Annotated in this window: 25 protein-coding genes, 4 tRNA genes and 1 other annotated feature; of the genes, 7 read left to right on the top strand and 22 right to left on the bottom strand. The window is 29.7% G+C overall.

The window, feature by feature from the left end:
• Window positions 1–36: 36 nt before the first annotated feature.
• The 7 genes from CPJCM30710_RS06770 to ytxC all read right to left on the bottom strand — a co-directional run bounded on the left by CPJCM30710_RS06770 (window position 37) and on the right by ytxC (window position 5,350).
• On the bottom strand, window positions 37–819 hold the full coding sequence (locus CPJCM30710_RS06770; RefSeq protein ID WP_212903411.1) for a TrmH family RNA methyltransferase: 783 nt from the start codon (window positions 817–819) through the stop codon (window positions 37–39).
• Between the two features lie 17 nt (window positions 820–836).
• Window positions 837–1,502: a potassium channel family protein gene (locus CPJCM30710_RS06765; protein ID WP_212903410.1), complete on the bottom strand. Its 666-nt coding sequence runs from the start codon at window positions 1,500–1,502 to the stop codon at window positions 837–839.
• Window positions 1,503–1,513: 11 nt separating this feature from the next.
• Window positions 1,514–2,860 carry a TrkH family potassium uptake protein gene (locus CPJCM30710_RS06760; protein WP_212903409.1) on the bottom strand — a complete coding sequence of 449 codons (1,347 nt, stop codon included), beginning with the start codon at window positions 2,858–2,860 and terminating at the stop codon, window positions 1,514–1,516.
• Window positions 2,861–3,133: 273 nt separating this feature from the next.
• Window positions 3,134–3,493 (bottom strand): 50S ribosomal protein L20, encoded by a 360-nt coding sequence (rplT, locus tag CPJCM30710_RS06755; protein ID WP_212903408.1) that lies wholly within the window; start codon window positions 3,491–3,493, stop codon window positions 3,134–3,136.
• 27 nt (window positions 3,494–3,520) lie between these two features.
• Window positions 3,521–3,718: a 50S ribosomal protein L35 gene (gene rpmI / locus CPJCM30710_RS06750; protein WP_212903407.1), complete on the bottom strand. Its 198-nt coding sequence runs from the start codon at window positions 3,716–3,718 to the stop codon at window positions 3,521–3,523.
• Window positions 3,719–3,739: 21 nt separating this feature from the next.
• Entirely contained in the window at window positions 3,740–4,264 is a 525-nt protein-coding gene (infC, locus tag CPJCM30710_RS06745; RefSeq protein ID WP_212903406.1) for a translation initiation factor IF-3, read from the bottom strand.
• A 29-nt stretch (window positions 4,265–4,293) separates the two neighbouring features.
• Window positions 4,294–4,418, bottom strand: a sequence feature (ribosomal protein L20 leader region).
• A gap of 41 nt (window positions 4,419–4,459) precedes the next feature.
• A complete protein-coding gene (gene ytxC / locus CPJCM30710_RS06740; RefSeq protein ID WP_212903405.1) occupies window positions 4,460–5,350 on the bottom strand; it encodes a putative sporulation protein YtxC in 891 nt (296 codons plus the stop codon).
• Window positions 5,351–5,599: 249 nt separating this feature from the next.
• On the opposite strand from ytxC, the gene CPJCM30710_RS06735 reads away from it, so the two are divergent.
• Complete coding sequence (locus tag CPJCM30710_RS06735; protein ID WP_212903404.1) at window positions 5,600–6,298, top strand: DUF6873 family GME fold protein; 699 nt, start codon at window positions 5,600–5,602, stop codon at window positions 6,296–6,298.
• Between the two features lie 312 nt (window positions 6,299–6,610).
• On the opposite strand, the gene CPJCM30710_RS06730 is transcribed toward CPJCM30710_RS06735, so the two are convergent.
• From CPJCM30710_RS06730 to CPJCM30710_RS06700, 7 genes are all read right to left on the bottom strand, one after another.
• Window positions 6,611–6,685: transfer RNA gene (locus CPJCM30710_RS06730), tRNA-Cys, on the bottom strand.
• A 3-nt stretch (window positions 6,686–6,688) separates the two neighbouring features.
• Window positions 6,689–6,763: transfer RNA gene (locus CPJCM30710_RS06725), tRNA-Gly, on the bottom strand.
• 6 nt (window positions 6,764–6,769) lie between these two features.
• Window positions 6,770–6,845: transfer RNA gene (locus tag CPJCM30710_RS06720), tRNA-Phe, on the bottom strand.
• Window positions 6,846–6,854: 9 nt separating this feature from the next.
• A tRNA-Asp gene (locus CPJCM30710_RS06715) sits at window positions 6,855–6,931 on the bottom strand.
• A gap of 70 nt (window positions 6,932–7,001) precedes the next feature.
• A complete protein-coding gene (gene hslO / locus CPJCM30710_RS06710) occupies window positions 7,002–7,886 on the bottom strand; it encodes an Hsp33 family molecular chaperone HslO (protein ID WP_212903403.1) in 885 nt (294 codons plus the stop codon).
• 15 nt (window positions 7,887–7,901) lie between these two features.
• A complete protein-coding gene (locus CPJCM30710_RS06705) occupies window positions 7,902–8,639 on the bottom strand; it encodes a class I SAM-dependent DNA methyltransferase (RefSeq protein ID WP_212903402.1) in 738 nt (245 codons plus the stop codon).
• A gap of 79 nt (window positions 8,640–8,718) precedes the next feature.
• A complete protein-coding gene (locus CPJCM30710_RS06700; protein WP_212903401.1) occupies window positions 8,719–8,979 on the bottom strand; it encodes an alpha/beta-type small acid-soluble spore protein in 261 nt (86 codons plus the stop codon).
• Between the two features lie 192 nt (window positions 8,980–9,171).
• Here CPJCM30710_RS06700 and CPJCM30710_RS06695 point away from each other — a divergent pair, with 192 nt between their 5' ends.
• The 3 genes from CPJCM30710_RS06695 to dapB are packed head-to-tail and all read left to right on the top strand — an operon-like array spanning window position 9,172 to window position 11,833.
• Window positions 9,172–10,161, top strand: a complete 990-nt coding sequence (locus CPJCM30710_RS06695) for an aspartate-semialdehyde dehydrogenase (protein ID WP_212903400.1) — start codon at window positions 9,172–9,174, stop codon at window positions 10,159–10,161.
• Between the two features lie 17 nt (window positions 10,162–10,178).
• Window positions 10,179–11,060, top strand: coding sequence for a 4-hydroxy-tetrahydrodipicolinate synthase (gene dapA, locus CPJCM30710_RS06690; RefSeq protein ID WP_212903399.1), 882 nt, complete (start codon window positions 10,179–10,181; stop codon window positions 11,058–11,060).
• Between the two features lie 11 nt (window positions 11,061–11,071).
• A complete protein-coding gene (gene dapB, locus CPJCM30710_RS06685; protein WP_212903398.1) occupies window positions 11,072–11,833 on the top strand; it encodes a 4-hydroxy-tetrahydrodipicolinate reductase in 762 nt (253 codons plus the stop codon).
• Window positions 11,834–11,973: 140 nt separating this feature from the next.
• On the opposite strand, the gene CPJCM30710_RS06680 is transcribed toward dapB, so the two are convergent.
• The 3 genes from CPJCM30710_RS06680 to CPJCM30710_RS06670 form a co-directional block, all read right to left on the bottom strand.
• Window positions 11,974–12,546 (bottom strand): ABC transporter substrate-binding protein, encoded by a 573-nt coding sequence (locus CPJCM30710_RS06680; RefSeq protein WP_212903437.1) that lies wholly within the window; start codon window positions 12,544–12,546, stop codon window positions 11,974–11,976.
• 454 nt (window positions 12,547–13,000) lie between these two features.
• Window positions 13,001–14,134: a pyridoxal phosphate-dependent aminotransferase gene (locus CPJCM30710_RS06675; protein WP_212903397.1), complete on the bottom strand. Its 1,134-nt coding sequence runs from the start codon at window positions 14,132–14,134 to the stop codon at window positions 13,001–13,003.
• Window positions 14,134–14,673 carry a cob(I)yrinic acid a,c-diamide adenosyltransferase gene (locus tag CPJCM30710_RS06670; protein WP_212903396.1) on the bottom strand — a complete coding sequence of 180 codons (540 nt, stop codon included), beginning with the start codon at window positions 14,671–14,673 and terminating at the stop codon, window positions 14,134–14,136. Before CPJCM30710_RS06670 ends, CPJCM30710_RS06675 begins: the two co-directional genes overlap by 1 nt.
• 172 nt (window positions 14,674–14,845) lie before the next feature.
• On the opposite strand from CPJCM30710_RS06670, the gene dapD reads away from it, so the two are divergent.
• Window positions 14,846–15,556, top strand: a complete 711-nt coding sequence (gene dapD, locus CPJCM30710_RS06665; protein WP_212903395.1) for a 2,3,4,5-tetrahydropyridine-2,6-dicarboxylate N-acetyltransferase — start codon at window positions 14,846–14,848, stop codon at window positions 15,554–15,556.
• A gap of 104 nt (window positions 15,557–15,660) precedes the next feature.
• Here the strand turns inward: dapD and CPJCM30710_RS06660 are convergent, their stop codons facing one another.
• Both CPJCM30710_RS06660 and CPJCM30710_RS06655 read right to left on the bottom strand, forming a co-directional pair.
• Window positions 15,661–16,320, bottom strand: a complete 660-nt coding sequence (locus tag CPJCM30710_RS06660; RefSeq protein ID WP_212903436.1) for a single-stranded DNA-binding protein — start codon at window positions 16,318–16,320, stop codon at window positions 15,661–15,663.
• 128 nt (window positions 16,321–16,448) lie between these two features.
• The gene (locus tag CPJCM30710_RS06655) at window positions 16,449–17,204 is read right to left on the bottom strand and encodes a polysaccharide deacetylase family protein (protein ID WP_212903394.1); all 756 of its coding nucleotides are present in this window, start codon (window positions 17,202–17,204) and stop codon (window positions 16,449–16,451) included.
• Window positions 17,205–17,354: 150 nt separating this feature from the next.
• Here CPJCM30710_RS06655 and CPJCM30710_RS06650 point away from each other — a divergent pair, with 150 nt between their 5' ends.
• Window positions 17,355–17,882, top strand: a complete 528-nt coding sequence (locus CPJCM30710_RS06650) for a DUF4364 family protein (RefSeq protein ID WP_212903393.1) — start codon at window positions 17,355–17,357, stop codon at window positions 17,880–17,882.
• Here CPJCM30710_RS06650 and CPJCM30710_RS06645 read toward each other — a convergent pair.
• Entirely contained in the window at window positions 17,868–18,764 is an 897-nt protein-coding gene (locus CPJCM30710_RS06645; protein ID WP_212903392.1) for a YncE family protein, read from the bottom strand. The genes CPJCM30710_RS06650 and CPJCM30710_RS06645 overlap by 15 nt on opposite strands.
• Window positions 18,765–19,156: 392 nt before the next feature.
• Here CPJCM30710_RS06645 and CPJCM30710_RS06640 point away from each other — a divergent pair, with 392 nt between their 5' ends.
• Window positions 19,157–19,408, top strand: coding sequence for a TIGR03905 family TSCPD domain-containing protein (locus CPJCM30710_RS06640; RefSeq protein WP_212903391.1), 252 nt, complete (start codon window positions 19,157–19,159; stop codon window positions 19,406–19,408).
• A 162-nt stretch (window positions 19,409–19,570) separates the two neighbouring features.
• On the opposite strand, the gene CPJCM30710_RS06635 is transcribed toward CPJCM30710_RS06640, so the two are convergent.
• Together CPJCM30710_RS06635 and CPJCM30710_RS06630 are read right to left on the bottom strand one after the other, a co-directional pair.
• Window positions 19,571–19,840 carry a hypothetical protein gene (locus CPJCM30710_RS06635; RefSeq protein ID WP_212903390.1) on the bottom strand — a complete coding sequence of 90 codons (270 nt, stop codon included), beginning with the start codon at window positions 19,838–19,840 and terminating at the stop codon, window positions 19,571–19,573.
• Between the two features lie 11 nt (window positions 19,841–19,851).
• Window positions 19,852–21,711: an LTA synthase family protein gene (locus CPJCM30710_RS06630; protein WP_212903389.1), complete on the bottom strand. Its 1,860-nt coding sequence runs from the start codon at window positions 21,709–21,711 to the stop codon at window positions 19,852–19,854.
• Between the last annotated feature and the right edge of the window lie 23 nt (window positions 21,712–21,734).

Below are 21,734 nucleotides of genomic sequence, written 5' to 3'. Positions count from 1 at the left end.
TACATATTATACATACTAAAATCTTCATATTCAATACTATTTAATAAGATTTTGTCTTACTTTTTCAAATATCATTATTGATGCAGCAGTAGAAACATTTAAAGATTCAGCATTTCCTGGCATAGGTATCTTTATCTTAGTATCTCCAAGATTACTTACTTCTTCTGAAACTCCATTACCTTCATTCCCAACAGTTATTATTGTTTTGCCCCTTAAGTCAGCTTCAAAGAAATTTTCATTAGCCTGCAAAGAGCTTATTACTACCTTAAATCCATTCTTTATTAAGTTTCTTGTAAAAGCTAAATCATCATCTTCTATTACTGGTATGTAAAATATTGAGCCCATAGTAGAACGAAGAGTCTTATCATTATACATATCAACAGTACCTTTTGTAACAATAACACCATCGACCCCAGCTGCATGAGCTGTTCTAATAATAGTTCCCATATTTCCTGGATCTTGTACCTTATCTACAAGTATATAAAACTCTCCTTCTTTATAATGAAAGCTTTTATTCATTCCTACTACAGCTAATATTCCCTGAGGGTTCTCAGTTGAACAAAGCATATTAAAAAGTGAGGTCTTTAATATATATACTTTTTTATCTTTAATAGAATTTTCATCTATATATTCATGTAACTTATTTTTTGCTTCTTCACTTATTACTATGGATTGAACATCTGCATCTGCCTTTAAAGCCTCTTGAACAAATCTAAAGCCTTCAATTATATATTTTCCCTCTTTAGTTCTATACTTTTTTTCCTTTAGCTTCTTTAACTCCTTGAAGAAGTTATTTTCCTTACTTTCTATAGTTAACACTAATTCCACCTCTGTTGCTACATTCTAGAAATCATTCCTTCTAGCTTACTTAACTCTTCTGTTGATCCAATTGCCACAACGATATCATCTTCTTTAATAACCCCATCTGCATTTGGGGTTATATTTATATCATTTCTTGTTTTAATAGCCATTACATTTATTCCGTACTTAGTTCTTAAATCTAACTCTCTTAGAGATTTATTATGCCACTCTTTTGGACTTTCTATTTCAATAATACTATAATCTGGAGAAAGCTCGATATAATCTAAAATACTTGTTGAAACCAAATTGTGAGCAACCCTTACCCCCATATCTTTTTCAGGAAGTATCACTCTATCTGCTCCTATCTTATATAAAACCTTCGCATGTATATCGCTATTTGCTTTTGCTATTATATGTTTTATCCCAAGCTCCTTAACCAAAAGTGTAACCATAACACTTGCTTGAAGATTACCACCAATAGTAACTACAGCAACATCAAAGTTTCTTAATCCCAAAGTTCTTAAAGCATTTTCATCCGTTGCATCCATTTGAACAGCATGGGTAACCTCATCAGATATATCTTGAATAGAATCTTCATTCATATCTATAGCTAGAACATCATTACCTAATGCATATAAGGTCTTTGCTACAGAAGTACCAAATCTACCCAAACCAATCACAACAAACTGTTTATTTGACATATATTTCCCTCCTAACCTATAAGTATTTTATCTTCCGGATACTTATATCCCGATTTCTTCTTTCTATTAGCTAAAGCAAGAGCAATAGTTAATGGACCAACTCTTCCACAATACATTGTAAGAATAATTATTACTTTACCTATAGCACTTAAATTTGTTGTTAACCCTAAGCTAAGTCCAACTGTACCGAAGGCAGATATAGTTTCATAGAGCAAATACTCAAAAGTAGCCCCCGGCTCCGTTATTGATAATATCATTGTTACTATTAAGACTAATCCTATAGCTATAGTAAATAGTGAGAAAGCTCTATAAACTGTATCCTTCGATAATCTTTTGCCAAAAATTTCAGTATCTTCTCTACCTTTAATAGTTGATACTATTGTTAATATTAATATTCCTACAGTAGATGTTTTCAGACCACCTGCAGTAGATCCTGGCGAACCACCAATAAACATAAGTACAATAGTTAAAAAACGACCAGCCATAGTCATATCAGTAGTGGATATTGAGTTAAATCCAGCAGTTCTAGGAGTAATAGATGCGAATAGAGAGTTGATAAGCTTATCTTTTAAACCCATAGATTTCATTGTATCAGGATTATTGAACTCAAACAAAAACATTAACACTGCTCCACTAATTATTAGTATTCCAGTAACTAAAATAACTACTTTTGAGTGAAGTGTAAGCTTTCTTAATCCTTTATAGTTATATATTTCTGACCATACTGTAAATCCAAGACCACCTATAACTATTAATGCGCCAGTGGTTAAAATTACTACTGAGTTATTTGAGTATGCAGTAATACTAGAAAAATCCCCCATAAGGTCAATACCAGCATTACAAAAGGCTGAAATTGAATGAAATATGCTGTAGTATATTCCTTTACCAATACCAAATTGTGGAATAAATTGTGTAGAATAAAGCAGTGCGCCCAAAAATTGCACTGAAAATGTAAATACAAGAACGTACTTTACCATTTTAACTAAACCTTGAATATTAAAGGTATTTAATGCTTCCTGCATGAGAAGTCTTTCCTTTAGAGTTATTTTCTTTCCTAATAATAGTGCAATTAATGTAGCAAAAGCCATGAATCCTAATCCACCAACTTGAATTAGTATCATTATAACTGTCTTACCAAAATAGTTCCAGTGTGTTCCTGTATCTACTGTAACTAGTCCTGTAACACATACTGAAGTTGTCGAAGTAAATAAACTATCGAGAAAATTTGTAAATTCTCCACTTTGTGAAGATATAGGTAGGCTTAGTAGTACTGCCCCTATAAGTATAACAAGTGCAAAACCAATTGATAGAATTTGAACAGCATTTAATTTTATATTTTTTGTAAAATTTATTTGCATAAATACTCTCCCTATAAAGAAGGTTAGATTTTTTACATTATTATATATTGTTATATTTACATAATACCACAATCATTTCCATTAGTAATTATAAAAAAATATAACTTAACTCTATTATTAATACTATTCATGGAATTTATGTCTAGGTTTATAATAAATTCCTATAAAATAAAACTGACCAGGCATAGAGCCCGCTCAGCTTTAGTCAAATTTCACTTAGTGAAATGGCAGTAAATTAAAAATGCGACTTTTGTCGCATTTTTATATTAAGGATTAAGCATTTAACTGATTCTTAGCAACTTCAACTAAGTCTGCAAATGCCTTTGGATCGTTTATTGCAATCTCTGAAAGCATTTTTCTATTTATATCAACGCCAGCTAACTTTATTCCATTCATAAATCTTGAATATGAAAGACCATTGATTCTTGTAGCAGCATTTATTCTTGCTATCCAAAGTTTTCTGAAATCTCTCTTCTTTAATCTTCTTCCAACATATGCATTTCTTAATGCTCTGATAACTGATTCATTAGCTGTTCTAAATAGCTTGCTCTTTCCACCATAGTAACCTTTTGCAAGCTTTAATACCTTTTTATGATTCTTACGAGCATTGACTGCTCTTTTAACTCTTGCCATATTGTGAACCTCCTACTCCGTAACGTATTATAGATATGGTAATAATTTCTTCATTGCTTTTTCTTGTGTAGTTGAAACGTAAGCAGCTTTTCTTAAGTTTCTCTTTCTCTTTGAGCTCTTTTTAGTTAATATGTGGCTCTTGAAAGCCTTCGCTCTCTTTAACTTTCCTGATCCTGTCTTTTTAAATCTTTTAGCTGCACCTCTATGAGTTTTCATTTTTGGCATAATAAAGTTCCTCCTCTCAAGTTATGCTTTTTTTGGAGCCAAAATTACAGTCATATTTCTTCCTTCTAATTTAGCTGGTTTTTCTACTACGCATACATCTTCTAATCTTTCAACAAAATTTTTAAGAATTCTGTTTCCAACAACATGAGCATGTTCAGCTTCTCTACCTCTAAATCTAACTGTTACCTTTACTTTGTCTCCATCATTTAAAAATTTTCTTGCATTATTAGCTTTAATCCTAACATCATTTTCTTCGATGGTCGGACTAACTCTAACCTCTTTTACATTAATAACTTTTTGTTTTTTCTTAGCCTCTTTTTCTTTTTTGGATTGCTCATAAATATATTTACCAAAATCCATTATTCTACATACTGGTGGATTGGCATTTGGAGAGATCATAACTAAATCTAGCTCTTTTTCTTCAGCCATCCTTAAGGCTTCTCTTGTAGATATTACTCCTAACTGACTTCCGTCATCAGCAATAACTCTTATCTCTTTTTCTCTAATTTCATAGTTTACTGCAAAATTTTTATTAATACCGTTCACCTCCGATATACTTAGAACACCTTTTTATACAAATAATAAAAGGACGGCATAAGCCGTCCTCTATTACCACTTTCAAAGAAAACTCTCACAAGTAATAACACTAACCTTACTAGCCTTGCTGCAAGGTGAGAAACGGCGGTTTCTTCTTAATACATGAATCATTCTAGCACCTATTTCTCCTTATGTCAATACTTTTCATATTTTAATTTTTGTTCTATTACATATATTACACTCATCACAATATCTTATTCTGTCTCCAAATACATTTATGATTGTATCAAGAAACTCTCTATTTGCACAATTCTCTTTATGGTGTATGATAACTCTTCTTGGGGAATTAGTTATGAGGCCACTTATAATTACATCTTCTATATTGACACTATTTCCTATTTTACACTCACTTAAATCGTTAATAAATTCTTTAAATATATCATTCCCATAACTATCTCTAACTTGATATCCTCCATTTTTATCAACAACTAAATTTATTTCTTCAATTTTACTTTCCTGAATTTCAACAAAATATTTTAATAATTTTATAAATTCTCTGTATTCTTTTTCAACCATATATTTTTCTATAACTTTATCTATTACATTTTCAATATCTCCTAACAAATCTCTCATTCTAAAAGTTATAAAACCATTTACATTAATCTCTTGGTTTTCTTCTATACAACTCTTTATTTTTTCAATAATGTTATTAATTCTATTCATACAATAAATATTAGTTTCATCTGATATTGCTTCTTTTCCATTAAGCATTCTCATAATTTGTTCTTCTACTTCTAAAAGTTCTTCATGTTTTAGAAAAAAATAAGTGTCCGTTAAATACTCAAACATTTCTTTCTTTTTAAACACATCTATAACAACTTTATATAAAATGTTACTTATATATAAATCTATAATTGATTTTAGCTTTTCGCTATAATCACCGTCATTACAGAATATCTTTACGAAGTGAGTATTTCCTTCTATACTTTCAGAAATGCCTATGGTTATATTTTTTTCTTTAAATAAGTTCCTTATATCTTGAATATCTTCAATGAAGTTTTGCTCCCCTTCGTATGCAAGCTTCAAAAGCAGCATTTCGCTCACTCCTTCCTTACATATAGTATGTATTAAAATTCTTCCTCTATACAAAATTTAAAACACACAAATCGACATTAAATATATATTGTACATTGCTTCAATTTAACCTAAGTGTAATATTAAACACTTAAAAAGCTATTCTTAATGAATTTGGAGAAAAAATATTTTATAATTTTAATATAACTCTCCAGAATTCAGTTTAATTATGAGCTTATACATCTATTTTTTTATCAAGGAGTGATTTTTTTGAAATGCTGTTTTGTTGATTACAGAATATCGTTTAAGGAGCAAAGCAACCTAGAATCAATAGGTTTAGATGTACTTAAAGTATCAAAATTTAATAAATTATATATGGCTATAGATGGCCACCCAGATATTCAAATACACATTTTAGATAAAAATACTTTAATGGTTCATCCAGACATTGATAAAAACTTTTTAAACAATTTAGAAAAACGAAATATTAAATATATCTTTTCAAAGAAAAGATTACTTGAGAAATATCCAGATAACATTGCATTAAATGCGGTGAATTTAAAAGATTACTTTATACATAATTTAAATAATACCGATAGTAATCTTTTATCCTTGATTAATCATAAGAAATTAATTTCAGTTAAGCAAGGATATACAAAATGTTCTTGTGCTATTGTTAACAACAAAGCAATAATTACCTCTGACAAAGTTATAGCTAAAACCTTAATAAATGAGGGGTTTGATATTTTACTTCTTCCTCCTGGCGACATCCTCTTACAAGGATTAGATTATGGTTTTATAGGAGGATGCTGTGGATTGATTTCTCCAAATAAAATGGCTTTCTTTGGAGATCTTAGAAATTATTTATATGGTGAACTGGTATTGGAATTTTTAGATAAGTATAATATTAAACCAATTTATTTATCTAACGGGAAACTTATTGATAGAGGGAGTATATTGGTTTTATAATATATAATCTCATATATCTTACGCTAATTAAGAATAAATGTTGATATTTGTACATATAATTAATGAGGCTTTTTTTATGTCATTAACTTTTATATTTCAACAAAAAGATATAACTTAACTGTTAACATACAACGTTACGAATAATGAAATTTCTCTAAGTTACCTTCATAAGATAATGGAGATTTTTGCACAAAATATGTTATAAATCTACTATTATTGTATCAATGATTTAATATAAATAAATTGTTGATACAGTAACCATAATATAAATTCCTATAAAAAAAACATCAAGCATAAGCTTGATGTTTTCTTTGGAGGCGCCACCCAGATTTGAACTGGGGAATAAAGGTTTTGCAGACCTCTGCCTTACCACTTGGCTATGGCGCCATATGGAGCGGAAGACGGGATTCGAACCCGCAACTTTCACCTTGGCAAGGTGACACTCTACCATTGAGTCACTTCCGCATAACCTGGTGGCCAGACCAGGAATCGAACCAGGGACACGAGGATTTTCAGTCCTCTGCTCTACCGACTGAGCTATCTGGCCTTGTGGTTGTGGCGACTCAGAAGGGGCTCGAACCCTCGACCTCCGGCGTGACAGGCCGGCACTCTAACCAACTGAGCTACTGAGCCATATATGTGCTAAGTTGCACTAAACTATTTATATTATATGAACTTTAGCACACTTTGTCAACCTACTTTATTATCTTTTTAAATTTTCTATTAAGTTACCAATTTGTTCATTAGTAAATATATATGATTTATTACAAAAATGGCACTTTAATTCTTCTTCTTTTCCATCATCATATATTTCTTTTAAATCTTTTAAACCTATACTTATTAAAGCACCTTCAACCTTCTCTCTTGAACAGTTACATTTAAATTCTGGTTCAATTGAATCATTTATCTTTAAATCCATATCTTTAAATACATATCCCATAACTTCTTCAATACTCTTACCATCTGATATCATCGTTGTTATTGGAGGTATCTCTTGCAATCTATACATAATTAAGTCAGCAAGTAATTCATCTGCTCCTGGCATCATTTGAATTATAAATCCACCTGCAGATTTTATTGACATATCTTTATCAACAAGTACTCCTAAAGAAACTGCTGAAGGTGTTTGCTCTGACACAGTAAAATAATAAGCAAAATCTTCTGCTATTTCACCTGTGTAAATCGGCACTTGTCCTACATATGGATCCTTAAGTCCTAGATCTTTAATAACTAATAGGTTTCCTTTTTTTCCTATAGCTCCACTTACATCAAGTTTACCTTTTTCATTTAATGGAAGATCTACATATGGATTTCCAATATATCCTTTAACTGTACAATCAGAATATGATGTAACAGTAATACCCTTTGCCTCTCCCCCTCCATTAATTTGTAATGTTAAAGTTTCTTTCTTTGATTTAAGCATTGCTCCCATTAAGCTTCCTGCAGTTAACATCCTTCCAAGAGCAGCTGCCGCAGTAGGAGTACATTGATGAATTTTAACACCATCATTTACCAATTTAGTTGTTATACCAGCAATTATTCTTACCATTCCGTCTTTAGCTGTAGCTCTTATAATCTTATCCTTCATTATATTCTCCTCCAATTATTTCCTTAATATATATATAATTCTTTCAGTCCCTTTATTTACTTTATCATCAGTATAACCATCAAACTTATCACAAATTTGCAATCCAGCTTTTGTAATTATACTTTCAATTTCTTCTTCTCTATATGCTCTCTCTTCATGTACTTCATCAAATCTTTCATATAAACCTTCGTGATTTACAAAGAAAGTTAAATTCATCTCCACTATATTATCCTCAAAAATATTTTCCCATACATAAAAAACTTCCTCACTATTATAAGTAAAAACATTATTACCTAAAACATCACTCAGTTTATAATAAGAGTTAATATCGAAAATAAAAATCCCATTATCTTTTAAATGATTTTTAACTCCTTCAAAATATTTAATTAAATCATTTTCCTCTAGTATGTAATTAGTTGAATCTAAAACACATGTAATTAAATCAAACTTCCTATTTAAATTTAATTCTGTCATATCTTGACACACTATTTTGGCTTTAATCTTCTCTTCTGTAAGTTTCTTATCAGCTTCTACTAGCATATCATCTGATATATCTACCAAAAATATATTCTTAAATTCCTTTCCTACCCTCTTAGCTACATTTCCAGTCCCACACGCTAAATCAAGATAATCATCAAAACTCACTGAATATTTATTACATAAACTATATATTTTTTCACTAATTTTATCATAATTAACATCTTCATAAATTAATTGATCGTATATATTAGCAAATTTTTTATAACTTTTCATTACCCATCCCCCACGAAAATCTACTTAGAAACATATAACAATTTATCCTAGACTATATTATATATAAATCTATATTTCGTCAATGCTCTTTATTTACTCCTAAAATCTCATTATTGCTGGGTAACTTAAGATCTTTCTTACGTTTCGTCATTATGCCTCCAATTCTTCCCGTCTCTTCTGCAGTAAGTCCTCCCCAGCCGAATACATCAACCTTTTCCTTCAATCCAAGCTCTGAAGCAATCTCATATTTCATTTGTTCCCTAAGTTTTTCTGCTTCAGTTAAATCTCTATTTGATTTTATCTTTGATTTAATAATTTTTTTTAAAGGTGTTTTACTCATAAAAAAACACTCCTTTAAACCTAAAGTAAATTTTTTAGTAGTATTACCATATAAATCTATAACTATACAATCCAAAAATAATTTATTAAAATTAATAAAAAAGTTATAGCCCAAAATCAATATTCGTGTATAATTTAAATTATGAGTATTTTAAACACAATTATTTTTTCACTAACTTAAGGAGGGATTTACATGTTTAATGTAGCTATAGTAGGTGCAACAGGAAACGTAGGTAGAAAATTTATTGAAATATTAGAGGAAAGAAATTTCCCTGTTAAAGAATTATTCTTATTTGCTTCAAAAAGATCTGCAGGCAAAGTTATGAAATTTAAAGGAAAAGATATTGTAGTTGAGGAATTATGTGAAGAGAACATAAACAATAAAAAAGTAGATTTTGCTCTTTTCTCAGCAGGTGGTGACACAAGCTTAGAATTTGCTCCAAAGTTCGCAAAAATCGGAGCAGTAGCAATAGATAATAGTAGTGCTTGGAGAATGAACCCTGAAGTTCCTCTAGTAGTACCAGAAGTTAATCCAGAAGATATTAAATGGCATAAAGGTATAATCGCTAATCCAAACTGCTCTACAATACAAGCAGTAGTAGCACTTAAACCGCTTTATGATAATTACGGAATAAAGAGAATAGTTTATTCAACTTATCAAGCAGTTTCAGGTGCAGGAATGCAAGGTATAGAAGACCTTGAAAATGGTCTAAAAGGCGAAGCTCCTAAGAAATTCCCATATCCAATAGCAGGTAATGTTTTACCTCACATTGATGTATTTCTAGATAACGGATATACAAAAGAAGAAGAAAAAATGATAAAAGAAACTAGAAAAATTCTTCATAACGATAACTTAAGAATAACTGCAACTACAGTTAGAGTACCTGTATTAAATGCTCATAGTGAGAGTATTAATATAGAATTAGAAAAAGAATTTGAAATAAATAACATTGTAGATTTATTAAGCAACTCTAAGGGAATAATTGTATATGATAATACAAAGGAATTAAAATATCCTACTGCACTTCAAGTTTCAGGAAAAGATGAAGTATTTGTTGGAAGAATAAGAAAAGACTTCAGCATAGATAACGGATTAAACCTTTGGGTTGTAGCAGACAACATAAGAAAAGGTGCTGCTCTAAATGCAGTACAAATTGCAGAAATTATGATTAATGAAAAATAATTAGTGGGGGTATTGTAATGTCAATCTTTACGGGATCTGGTGTTGCTATTGTGACACCATTTACTGAAAATGGAGTGGATTTTGAAAAGCTTAGAGAACTTCTTGAGTGGCACATATCCAACAAAACAGATGCTATCATCGTTTGTGGTACAACTGGTGAAGCTTCAACAATGAGTGAATCAGAAAAAAAGGAAACAATAAAATTTACTGTTGATGTTGTTAATAAAAGAATACCCGTCATAGCTGGTACAGGAAATAATAATACTGCTGCTTCTGTTAATATGAGCAAGTGGGCAGAAAGTATAGGAGTAGATGGACTTTTAGTTATAACTCCTTATTATAATAAAACTAATGCCAGAGGATTAATTGAACATTTTAAAGCAGTAAATGATGCTGTAAATACTCCTATAATAGTTTATAATGTTCCTGGAAGAACAGGTATGAATATTACTCCTGCTACTTTATTAGAATTAACTAAATTAAAAAACATAGTAGCAATAAAAGAAGCAAGTGGAGATATTAGCCAAATTGCTAAAATGAAAGCACTGTGCGGGAATAGTATTGATATTTATTCTGGTAATGATGATCAAATAATTCCAATACTTTCATTAGGCGGTGTAGGTGTTATTTCAGTATTAGCAAATGTTATTCCTAGGGAAGTTCATGATATGTGTGAGCTCTATCAAAGTGGTAAAGTTAAGGAAGCACTGGATATACAACTCCAAACACTTAACTTAATAAACACTCTATTTATAGAAACTAATCCTATACCTGTTAAAACTGCAATGAATTTAATGGGCTTTAATGTAGGAAACCTTAGATTACCTCTTTGTGACATGGAAGAAGGAAACTTAAACAAACTTAGGGATGTTTTAATAAAGCATAACCTAGTTAAATAATGGAGGTAAACATGATTAGAATATTATTAAATGGCTGCAGTGGTAAAATGGGAACAGTTATTTCAACGATAGTTGAAAAATTTCCATCCCTTTCTATAGTGGGAGGAATAGATAAATTCCCAAATAGCCAACTTAGCTATCCAATTTTTTTACAATTAAGTGAATGTACTATTGAATATGATGTATTATTGGATTTTTCAAGACCAGATGCTCTTAAAGAACTATTAGAGTTTTCAGAAAAAAATAATAAACCAGTTGTTCTTTGTTCCACTGGTTATTCAGAAGAAGACCTAGCTTTAATAAATGAGAAATCAAAGGTTATACCTGTATTCCGTTCAGCAAATATGAGTGTAGGTATAAATCTTATAAATATTATTCTTAGAAAAATATCCCCTATATTATTCGATAATTTTGATATTGAGATTATTGAAAAACATCATAACCAAAAGGTTGACTCTCCTTCTGGAACTGCTGTAATGCTTGCTGAAAGCATTAAGAATTCATTAGAAGAAGAAACTATATTTGTTCACGGAAGAGACGGAATAGCTAAAAGACATCATAAGGAAATAGGCGTTCATGCAGTACGTGGAGGAAACATCATTGGTGATCATGATGTTATCTTTGCTGGAGATGGCGAAGTTATTGAATTAACTCACAAGGCCATATCAAGAGAAGTATTTGCAGTTGGTTCATTAAAAGCTTGTGAATACATGGCAGCTATAAGTTCACCTGGACTTTACTCAATGGAAGATGTAATAAATTTAAAGTTATAATTCAAAAAGAGGACAGACACAAATCTGTCCTCTTTTATTTGCTTCCACTTCACAAAGTGAAATCTAGTTCAAACTATAGATACACAACTTTATAAGGATTGAAATAGTGTATCTTTAATAGACTTGACGCCTATTAAGTTTTATTTTAATGCTTTTCTAGCCCTTGGATCTGCTAACGCCTTTGCAGCTTCTAAATCAACATCCTTAGCCTTTAGTGAAATATTTAATACATAGAAGTAAGTTCCAAGATATGGTTCTATCTTAGCAACCCCATCTTTTATTAGTTGAGGAACTTCTTGTCTTGGAACTTCATCGATTAAATCTAAATCCTCTTGCCTGAAAGTAGATAATGCTGAGGTAGCTTCTTCAATCATCTTATACTCTATTGTTTCTAATTTAATCTCCTTAGCATTCCAATAATTTTCATTCTTCACAAACACTAAACTATCCTTTGATTTCCACTCCTTCATTTTGAAAGGTCCATTACAAATAAAAGTTTCTGGCTTTGAAGCCCAGCCTTCCTTATCCTTTCCAACTATATCTTGTCTTACTGGAAAATATGTTGGGAAGGCCATAATTGATAAAAAGTACGCTGTTGAATACTCTAATTTAACTTCAAGAGTGTTGTCATCTAAAGCCTTAACTCCAACATCATCTGCCTTAGCCTTCTTAGTATTGAAAGCCTCACCATTCTTTAAGGCAGCATCAAAAATTAATAAATCTTAACCTCCGTTGGTAATAAATATTTAATTACCTAAGCTTAAAGCTTATATTTAAAAATTTTGATATTTTTTTATTTAAATTTTATTATGCATTATTGCATAAACTTATTAATTAAACCATAACCAATAAAAACATTAAATTAAAATTAGTTACATAATTGTATATTTATGTATTAACCCTTATAAATATTATACCTCTTAATTATATGTTGTCAATAACGTTAAAATATTTTTAACAACGCTCAATTGTAAACATTTCAATATTAACAAATTATCACCATCCCTCTTATTATTATCAGTTTAGCCAATAAAAAATTAACTGTTTTCTGGCTTCATCCATGAATGTTAGAGCATCTTTTATATACTAAACTGACCAGATATCATCCTACTCAACTTAACCAGATTTTAATTTATCATATGTTAACAAAAAAGGTATGTGATTCTATCACATACCCTTAACCCATTCTTCTATAAGAGATAGCGCTCTATCTAATTCATCAATACTATAACAGTAGGATATTCTTATAAAACCTTCACCCTTCACTCCAAAGGCATCCCCTGGTACACATGCTACCTTTTTATCATTCAAAACCTTTAAACAAAATTCTTCGGAAGACATATTAAACTTTTCTATGCTTGGAAAGATGTAAAAAGCACCCTTAGGTTTGACTACTTCAAAACCTATGCTTACTAATCTTTCATATACATAATCTCTTCTCTTCCTAAATTCGCCCTTCATTTCCTCCACATCAGCAAGACACTCTTTTAATCCAGTTACAACCCCCCACTGTACTATTGAGGTTGCACATGAAACATTATACTGGTGAACCTTCATTATTTCCTTCATATATTTTTCAGCAGCACAAAAATATCCAATTCTTAATCCAGTCATTGAAAACATTTTTGAAAATCCACTAACATAAATTATCTTTTCTTTTAAATGATCACATTGTGCTATAGAATAATATTCATCATAACACAATGCAGCATAAATCTCGTCTGTAATAATTGTAATATCATTATCTGCAACAATCTTACTAAGACTATCCCTATCTTCTTTTGTTAAAACTGCTCCCGTAGGATTACATGGGTAAGATAAAACAACAAATTTTATTTTATGTTCTTTTATCAACCTATCAAGTTCGCAGCAGTTTAAAGTAAAGTCATCATTTAAACTATAATTTACCACTTCACCACCAAGAATTTTAACTATACTTTCGTATGCAGGATATGCCGGAGATGGAATCAACACCTTGTCTCCTGGATTTATAAGTGCTGTAAAAATGGAAAATAAAGCTTCACTTCCACCAATAGTAATACAAACTTCTTCATCACTATAATTTATATGTAAAGTTTTTAGATACTCACTTATTGCCTGTCTAAGCTCTAGTATACCAGCATTAGGAGTGTATACTGTTTTCCCTTGCTTTATAGCATCTATCATGGACTCTTCTATCTTTTTTGGCACACTAAAATCAGGCTGCCCTAAAGTAAGTGAGATTGCTCCATCTACTTTTGACACTCTGTTATAAAATCTTCTTATACCTGAAATTTGTATATTTTCTACATTTCTATTCATTAGTATTCTATCCCCTCTCTAGAATCTACACCTTTTTCAAAATAATGTTTTACATCTTTCATTTCTGTTACTAAATCTGCTCTATTAATTATTTCTTCAGGAACATTTCTTCCAGTTAAGATTAATTCCATATCTTCTGGCTTTTTCTCTATTAAAGATATAATTTCTTTTTCTGATAGTAACTTATTGTTAAGTACTCCCATAATTTCATCTAATATTAAAATATCACATTCTCTATTTTTTAATACTTTTTCTGCGAATTTGTAACCCTCAATAATTTCTTTTTTAAGCTCCTCCTTTTCCTTCTCACTAAGATTCCAAAAAAAACCTTTTGGTTTTTCAAACCTAAAAATTTGAAAGTTTGGAGCAAGTATTTTAGCTGAGTTTAATTCACCAGTTCTTCTTCCTTTTAAAAACTGTATCATATAAACCTTCATGCCATCGCCAGCAGCCCTAACTGCTAACCCTATTGCTGCAGTAGTTTTACCTTTACCATTGCCTGTATATACTTGGACATATCCTTTATTAAGTTTTGCCATAATATCACTCCCTATTTTCATTTTATAATAGAATTATTAAGAAAAGCCACCATTATTTTTCTCTATTTTTAATTTTTTAGCTAATACCCCTTTATTATACACAGTTTTTTGATTATAATATTTTTGTTATACTATAAATGAAAATATAAACACTCGAAGAAGGGATGATAAAATGAGTTATAATTTTACAGATCCTTATGAAATTGCTAGATTCATTAAGGAAGCAAAAAAATCAACTCCAGTTAAAGTATATGTAAATGGTGATTTAAGAGATTCTGATATGGGGAATATCGAATGGTACGGAAATGATAATTTCTTTGTATTATTTGGAGAAAGTGATGAAATCACAAAGGTAATTCTTGATAACAAACATAAAGTGAGACACTTCAGAATTGAAAATGATAGAAGAAACTCTGCTATACCTATGTTAAATCTTTTAGATGTTGATGCAAGAATTGAACCAGGCGCAATAATAAGAGATAAAGTAACTATAGAAAAAAATGCAGTTATCATGATGGGTGCTGTTATAAATATAGGTGCTGAAATAGGTGAAGGAACCATGGTAGACATGAATGCTGTGGTAGGTGCTAGAGGTAAACTTGGAAAGAGAGTACATCTTGGTGCAGGAGCAGTTGTTGCAGGAGTTCTTGAACCACCAAGCAAAACTCCTTGCGTTATAGCAGATGATGTTTTAATCGGTGCTAACGCTGTTATACTTGAAGGTGTGAGCGTAGGAAAGGGTTCTGTTGTAGCTGCTGGTTCTGTTGTTGTTGAAGATGTACCAGAAGGTGTAGTTGTAGCTGGAACACCAGCAAAGATCATTAAAAAAGTAGATGACAAAACCAAAGATAAAACTCAAATATTAGATGATCTTAGAAAATAAAATTTAATAGGCATCAAGCCTATTAAATTTGAGCCAGATTTCACTTTGTGAAATGGCAGTAGATAGCAAAATGCCTTTGTTAGTTTAACTAACAAAGGCATTTATTATACTGCTCCTTCTTCTTCTATCTCTGTAACAGTATTATCCTTGTTAACCTTTTCCATCTTTGAAATAGATACTTCATATGCTATTTTTCTAATAACTTCTACATCTGAAACTTTCTTTTGATATTCTCTACTCTGCAATCTTCCCCAAATTCTTATGTTATCTCCAACACTCAAAGTCTGACAAAATCTTGAGTTTCTTCCCCAAGCTATAGTTGGAATATAGTCTGACTTATTATAAGCTCTATTTACCGCTAATAATACATCTGCTATTTCTCTTCCAAATGGAGTAGTTCTATAAACTGGTTCCTTACATATATATCCATCTAAAAATATCTCATTTGGATTTTTACTTCTTTCAGTACAATATTCTATATTTCTAGCAAAAACTGTTAATATAAGTTTATTAGCTCCATCAACAAATTTATTATAAGATCTTAATTGACCATCAACAACGATTTCAGTTCCAATACTTAAATCCATACCTGATATTAATCTTTCTGAAATAGTAACATTGAGAATATCTTTAGAATCACTCAATCTCATAACCTCTAAACAAAATGTATAAAAACCTTCTCCATACATTTCGTGGCTATATTCTAGTTTTGACGCTACTGTACCCTCTAAATAAATTTTGTTATTTAACATTGAATTATCCATCATAACCCCTCTCTCCCTCGTTTTTTTAAAATTTTTATTTAATAGTATAAAAAATAAAGTAAATACTAACCCATTTCCATTATAATACATTTAATGGCAATTTTTCAATATATTTTTTATTAAATCTATTAATTGGTTTTTTGCTGTCTACCATTATAATCAATAATATAATGATCTTTATAGATAAGTTCTCCTAAAGGCGCAAAGGAATATCCTTCTTTTTTTAAATTTTTTATAAGTTTTTGTAAGTTTCCAGGTGTGTATTTTCCATCATTATGATATAAAATTATTGAACCTGGTTTAATATTTTTAATTACTCTATTATATTCAATCTCTGCTCCTTCATTTTTCCAATCCACACTATCAACATCCCATTGAATACAGTAGTAACCTAATCTATTAACAACATTAATAACCAAATTGTTATAATCACCACTTGGACACCTAAATAAATTGGTTTTAACGCCTATACTCCTGTATATAATATCTTCTGTCTTTTTTATCTCTGATACCATTCTCTCTGAAGAAATTCTAGTAAACATAGGATGTATGTAACTGTGATTTCCTATTTCATGACCTCTTTCATGAATTAATTTTAATTTATCTAAATTTTCTTCACTTTTATTAACCCATCCCCCCATAACAAAAAATGTTCCTTTAATATTATATTTATCTAGAATATCCAGTATTCTAAAAAGATTATCTTCTTCGGCATAATTCACATCAAAAGTTAATGAAACTTTTTTTTCTTTAGTTTCAACGGCATATATAGGAAGGTTCTTCTCAACCTTAAAAACACTCTTTTGGTTTAAATTAAAAATACCTACTATAATAACAGATAAAATTAAAACAGACAAAATAGCTATATTTAGTTTTTTTTGCATTTGGACCTACCTTTTTCATATTTACTCTAATAGATATTCAGTTTTAAAAATAAACATGACAAAATAAATAAAATTAAGAAATAATTTTATTGTCGTTTTTTATGATATAATATTATTTGTATAGTTTAATGTATGGAGGATTGGATACTAATGAATGAGAACACTTTAGAATTAGCAGAAAATAAATTGCTTCTACTTTATATAATTAAATCTATTAAATACCCTATATCCAACACTCAATTAACCGAAATTGTCTTAGAAAATAGCTTTATAAACTATTTTTTACTTCAACAATATATTTCTGAACTGATAGCATCTGAGTTTTTAAAATATGAAGAAAATGATACAAAAAAGCTATTACGTTTAACAGATAAAGGAGATAACGTTCTTTACTTCTTTAAAGATAGAATATCTCATCAAAAAATTAGCCTTATTGATGATTATATTAGCGAACGAATTGACATTATAAAAAAAGAGCTCACTATTACAAGTGACTACACTCTTGATAACAATGATACTTTTTTAGTTAACTTAAAAGCTGTTGAAGATAATACTTTATTAATAGATCTTAAAGTAAATGTAGCTTCAAAAAAGCAAGCTATAGCATTGTGTACTAAATGGAAGGAAAACCCTTCAGATATATACAATAAAATATTTCAAGTATTAATTAATGATTGATTTATCGCTATAGTAAGTCATACCATTAGGCTCTTTTCCTACTGGTATGATTACTTTTTTATTAATGTCTATCTTTAACACTCTATCTCCTAAATTATCTCCTACAAAAATACTATTTTTAACCTTTATAATTCCTCTTGGCATTCCGCCAACTAATATTCTTTTTATCTCACCTTTAATGAAGTGAACAATGCTTATACTTCCTTCACCAAAATTAGTCACGTAACCTACTTCTTTCTCTTCATCTAAACAAAAGTCTACAGGATATTTTCCAACAGTAATAACTTTTTCACTAGTTAGTTGATTATTAACCCTAATAACCCTTAAGCATCCTCTTTCTTCAGATCCAATTTTACTTTCATTTACATAAATATATTGACCATTTTGTGAAAACATTGCCTTTAATGGATATTCGCCTACTTTATATGAAAATAATGCTTTATTTTCATTGCAATCAATTACTGTTATACAATCACTTTCCATATTAGCAATCACACCAAGACCAGTTAGTTGATTGATTTCAATGCTATGTGGATAATTTCCACTAGGTATTTCACTAATTATTTTTTCCTTTTCTAAATCAAAAACTAAAATGCTATTACCTTCACCACAAACAATATAAGCTAGCTGATTATATGTTTTTACATCATTACAATGTGCTCCAATATAATAACTTATTAATCTATTATCCTTTATTGAAATCTTGCTTAAAGAGTTATTATAGTTATTAGCTGTAAGCAGATAATCGTTCCATAAGCATATTCCGTGGGGTCCTACAGGATCTTCATTATTTTTAATTAAAATTGAATTAGAGGACAAATCAGGTAAGTTAATTGACGATATAGAATCAGAGCCTGTGTTACAAACATATATTCTTTCCAAGATCCTCACCTCATTAATATCGCTTATAATAATTAATATATGAAAAATAAGTTTTTATGGAACATACAATATTAACTTTGACTATTTTCTTTTTTTAGCTATAATATTAAATAATAATAAATAACTTCAAACCTCAAACAATTCAGGAAAAATAAAACTATACAGGTATTGAGCCTATCAGAGATATTTAGCTTCAATCATTAACCGATTTCACAAAAATTTTGAACATTTAAATTTTACTATATTCTTATTTCAATTATGAAGTTATGTATCTATAGTTTGAGTGAGAAGCAAACAGCCTGGACATGCTATACTTTTCCTAAAGTTCTTAATTTAAATAAATTGTATATCCATTAAACTTAAATATAAACTTAACAACAGGAGGTAATGCTATGTATTCATTCAAAACTACGGGAGTATGTTCAAAACAAATCGATTTTCAAGTTATTAATAATAAGGTGAAAAATGTATCCTTTACTGCTGGTTGTTCAGGGAATCTTAAAGGACTTTCAGCTCTAATAGAGGGTATGGAAATTAATGATGCAATAAACAGATTAAAAGGTATAACTTGTGGCAATAGGGAGACTTCATGTCCTGATCAACTTTCAAAAGCTCTAGAGCAATACATAAACAAACAATGTTGATGTAGATAAAACTAACCGGGCGTAGAGTCTAAAGATACATATCTTTAAATCTTAATCGATTCATAAAAAATCAAATTTAATAGGCATCAAGCCTATTAAATTTGAGCCAGCTTTCACTTCGTGAAATGAAAGCAAATAAAAAAACATGCAATTCTACTCTTTTTATAAACCTAATTTAGCTATATATTTTATTATAGAATTTATAATAATGTTATAAGATAGTATTATTAAACCATTAGCTAATAAATAAGTGAAAGATTTTGTTATTATTTTTTTTCCATTTTTAATATTCTTATATGATATTGCTGCACAACCAATAGCGATCCCCCAAGGTATAAGCCCTTCTATAGAGAATATTGGGAACAAAAAGTTTAGCAGTATAATCATAATTGTTAATTTTCTTTTTCTAACAAAAAAAATGTTTGAAATCATCTTCTTAACTCCTAATCTTTAAAGTAATTTCCTCTTATTAATTTATCACATAAATCAATAGCTTTTAGCATGTCTCCTTTTTCTCCAGGTACTGATTCCTCACCTAAATATTCCCTTGTTGAAAGTACAACATAATTCTTTCTTGTGTTAAGCAGATTTCTTCCTACCGCTTTATTTTCATACTCATCTTTACTAGCACCAAAAAGATATGCTAAAGTTGGGAGAGTATCACTTTGGCCACCGTATACAGAAACTTTTTTTCCTTCTAAACCTTTAGAATATATTATAAGAGGTACCTTTCGGTTATTTTCTTTCCACCAGTTACCAGGAAAGTTTATTTTTTTTATTTCATCATCATAAAATTTATGAACACCTTCATGATCACCATAAATTACTACTACTGTATTATCTAAAACTCCAGAGCTATCTAAACTTTCTAAAAGTTGTCCTATATATTTATCCGTATATCTTATACTTTCAAAATATCCCCCTAACTTTGATTTAGAAAGTTCTTCATTAAGTTTAAGTTCCTTATCTGATTCAGGTATATTAAAGGGTGCATGACTGGTTAAGGTTACAGTGTACGCATAAAAAGGAGCTTTCAGTTTTCTTACCTCGTCTCCAAATTGTTTTAAATAACTCCTGTCACTTATTCCAAGATTTATAACTTCATCAATATCATAGTTTGAAGAATCAAGACACCTTTCAAATCCAATTGATTTTAAAGCAGGCATCCAATTCCAATAAGATCCTTTATCTGGATGTGAGGCCAATGTAGTATACCCTAATCTTTTCATAATATTAGGCAGCGAATTATTATAGGTATTATACGGATATCTAAAAAAGGTAGCTCCCTCTCTAACAGGAAATACTGATGTTTGAGTAATTAATTCACCATCTGAACTTGTTCCATTATATGTTTCTTCATAAAAGTTATTAAAATAAATACTGTTAGATAAAATCCTATTTAGCGTTGGTGTTATTTCCTGATTATCAACTTTTTGATTTACAACAAAATTTTCTAAAGACTCCCATTGTATCATTAATAAATTTTTCCCTGCAAATATTCCTTTGTATTCATTATCAGGTAAAAATTCCCTCTTGTTTTGAAACCATAAAGCAATCTCCTTCTTTTCACTTTCTGAAAATGTATAAGCTTTGCTTTCTTCACGATATGTATATAAATCAAACAAGTGATATCCTATAGGTGTTAAATTAGACATAGTTTGATTTGGAGACCAACTCTTTTTAAAAATCATCTGATTCTCAAACCCCATATCAAGGTTGTCTATTTTGTAATGTGCATAAGTTAAATAAATTATTGGTACAAATAAAAGTATAAGAAAAGCACTTATATTTCTTTGGATTTTTTTAAAGTAACTCATATATCTTATGGAGATAACAATCTGAAACACTAAATCTACAATGAATAATATATCTATTAACCTTGTCATTGACAAAATACTAGATCCTAAATTATCTAAGTTTGACATCATCTGAAGCATATTGAAGTTTAAAAAAGAACTATTACTTCTGTAATACCATATATCACCTATATATAAAGTTGTAATAAGCAGATTAGTAGTAAAAAAGCTCCAAAGTTGAACTCTTCCCTTAAAAATATAAGAAAAAGAAAGAGTGCTAATTATAAAACTAAAATATACTAGAAAAGGAGGTACTGAATAAAAGATTTTCATTGGATTAATTCCATTAGCTTTATCATCTGAAATTAAAACTAAAAATAATATAGATTTTATTAATATACAAAAGAACGTATACCAGAATATTCTGTTAATTTTAATATCATAAAAGGAGTTTTTTATGCTTTCCTTAACTCCGCCATACCTATATTTTCTTTTATAATTTAGCATATATGACTCCTCCATATTTTAAC

This window comes from Clostridium polyendosporum, from assembly GCF_018332455.1.
Lineage (GTDB): Bacteria > Bacillota > Clostridia > Clostridiales > Clostridiaceae > Clostridium_AY > Clostridium_AY polyendosporum.
This window is presented reverse-complemented; position numbering and strand designations above follow the sequence as displayed.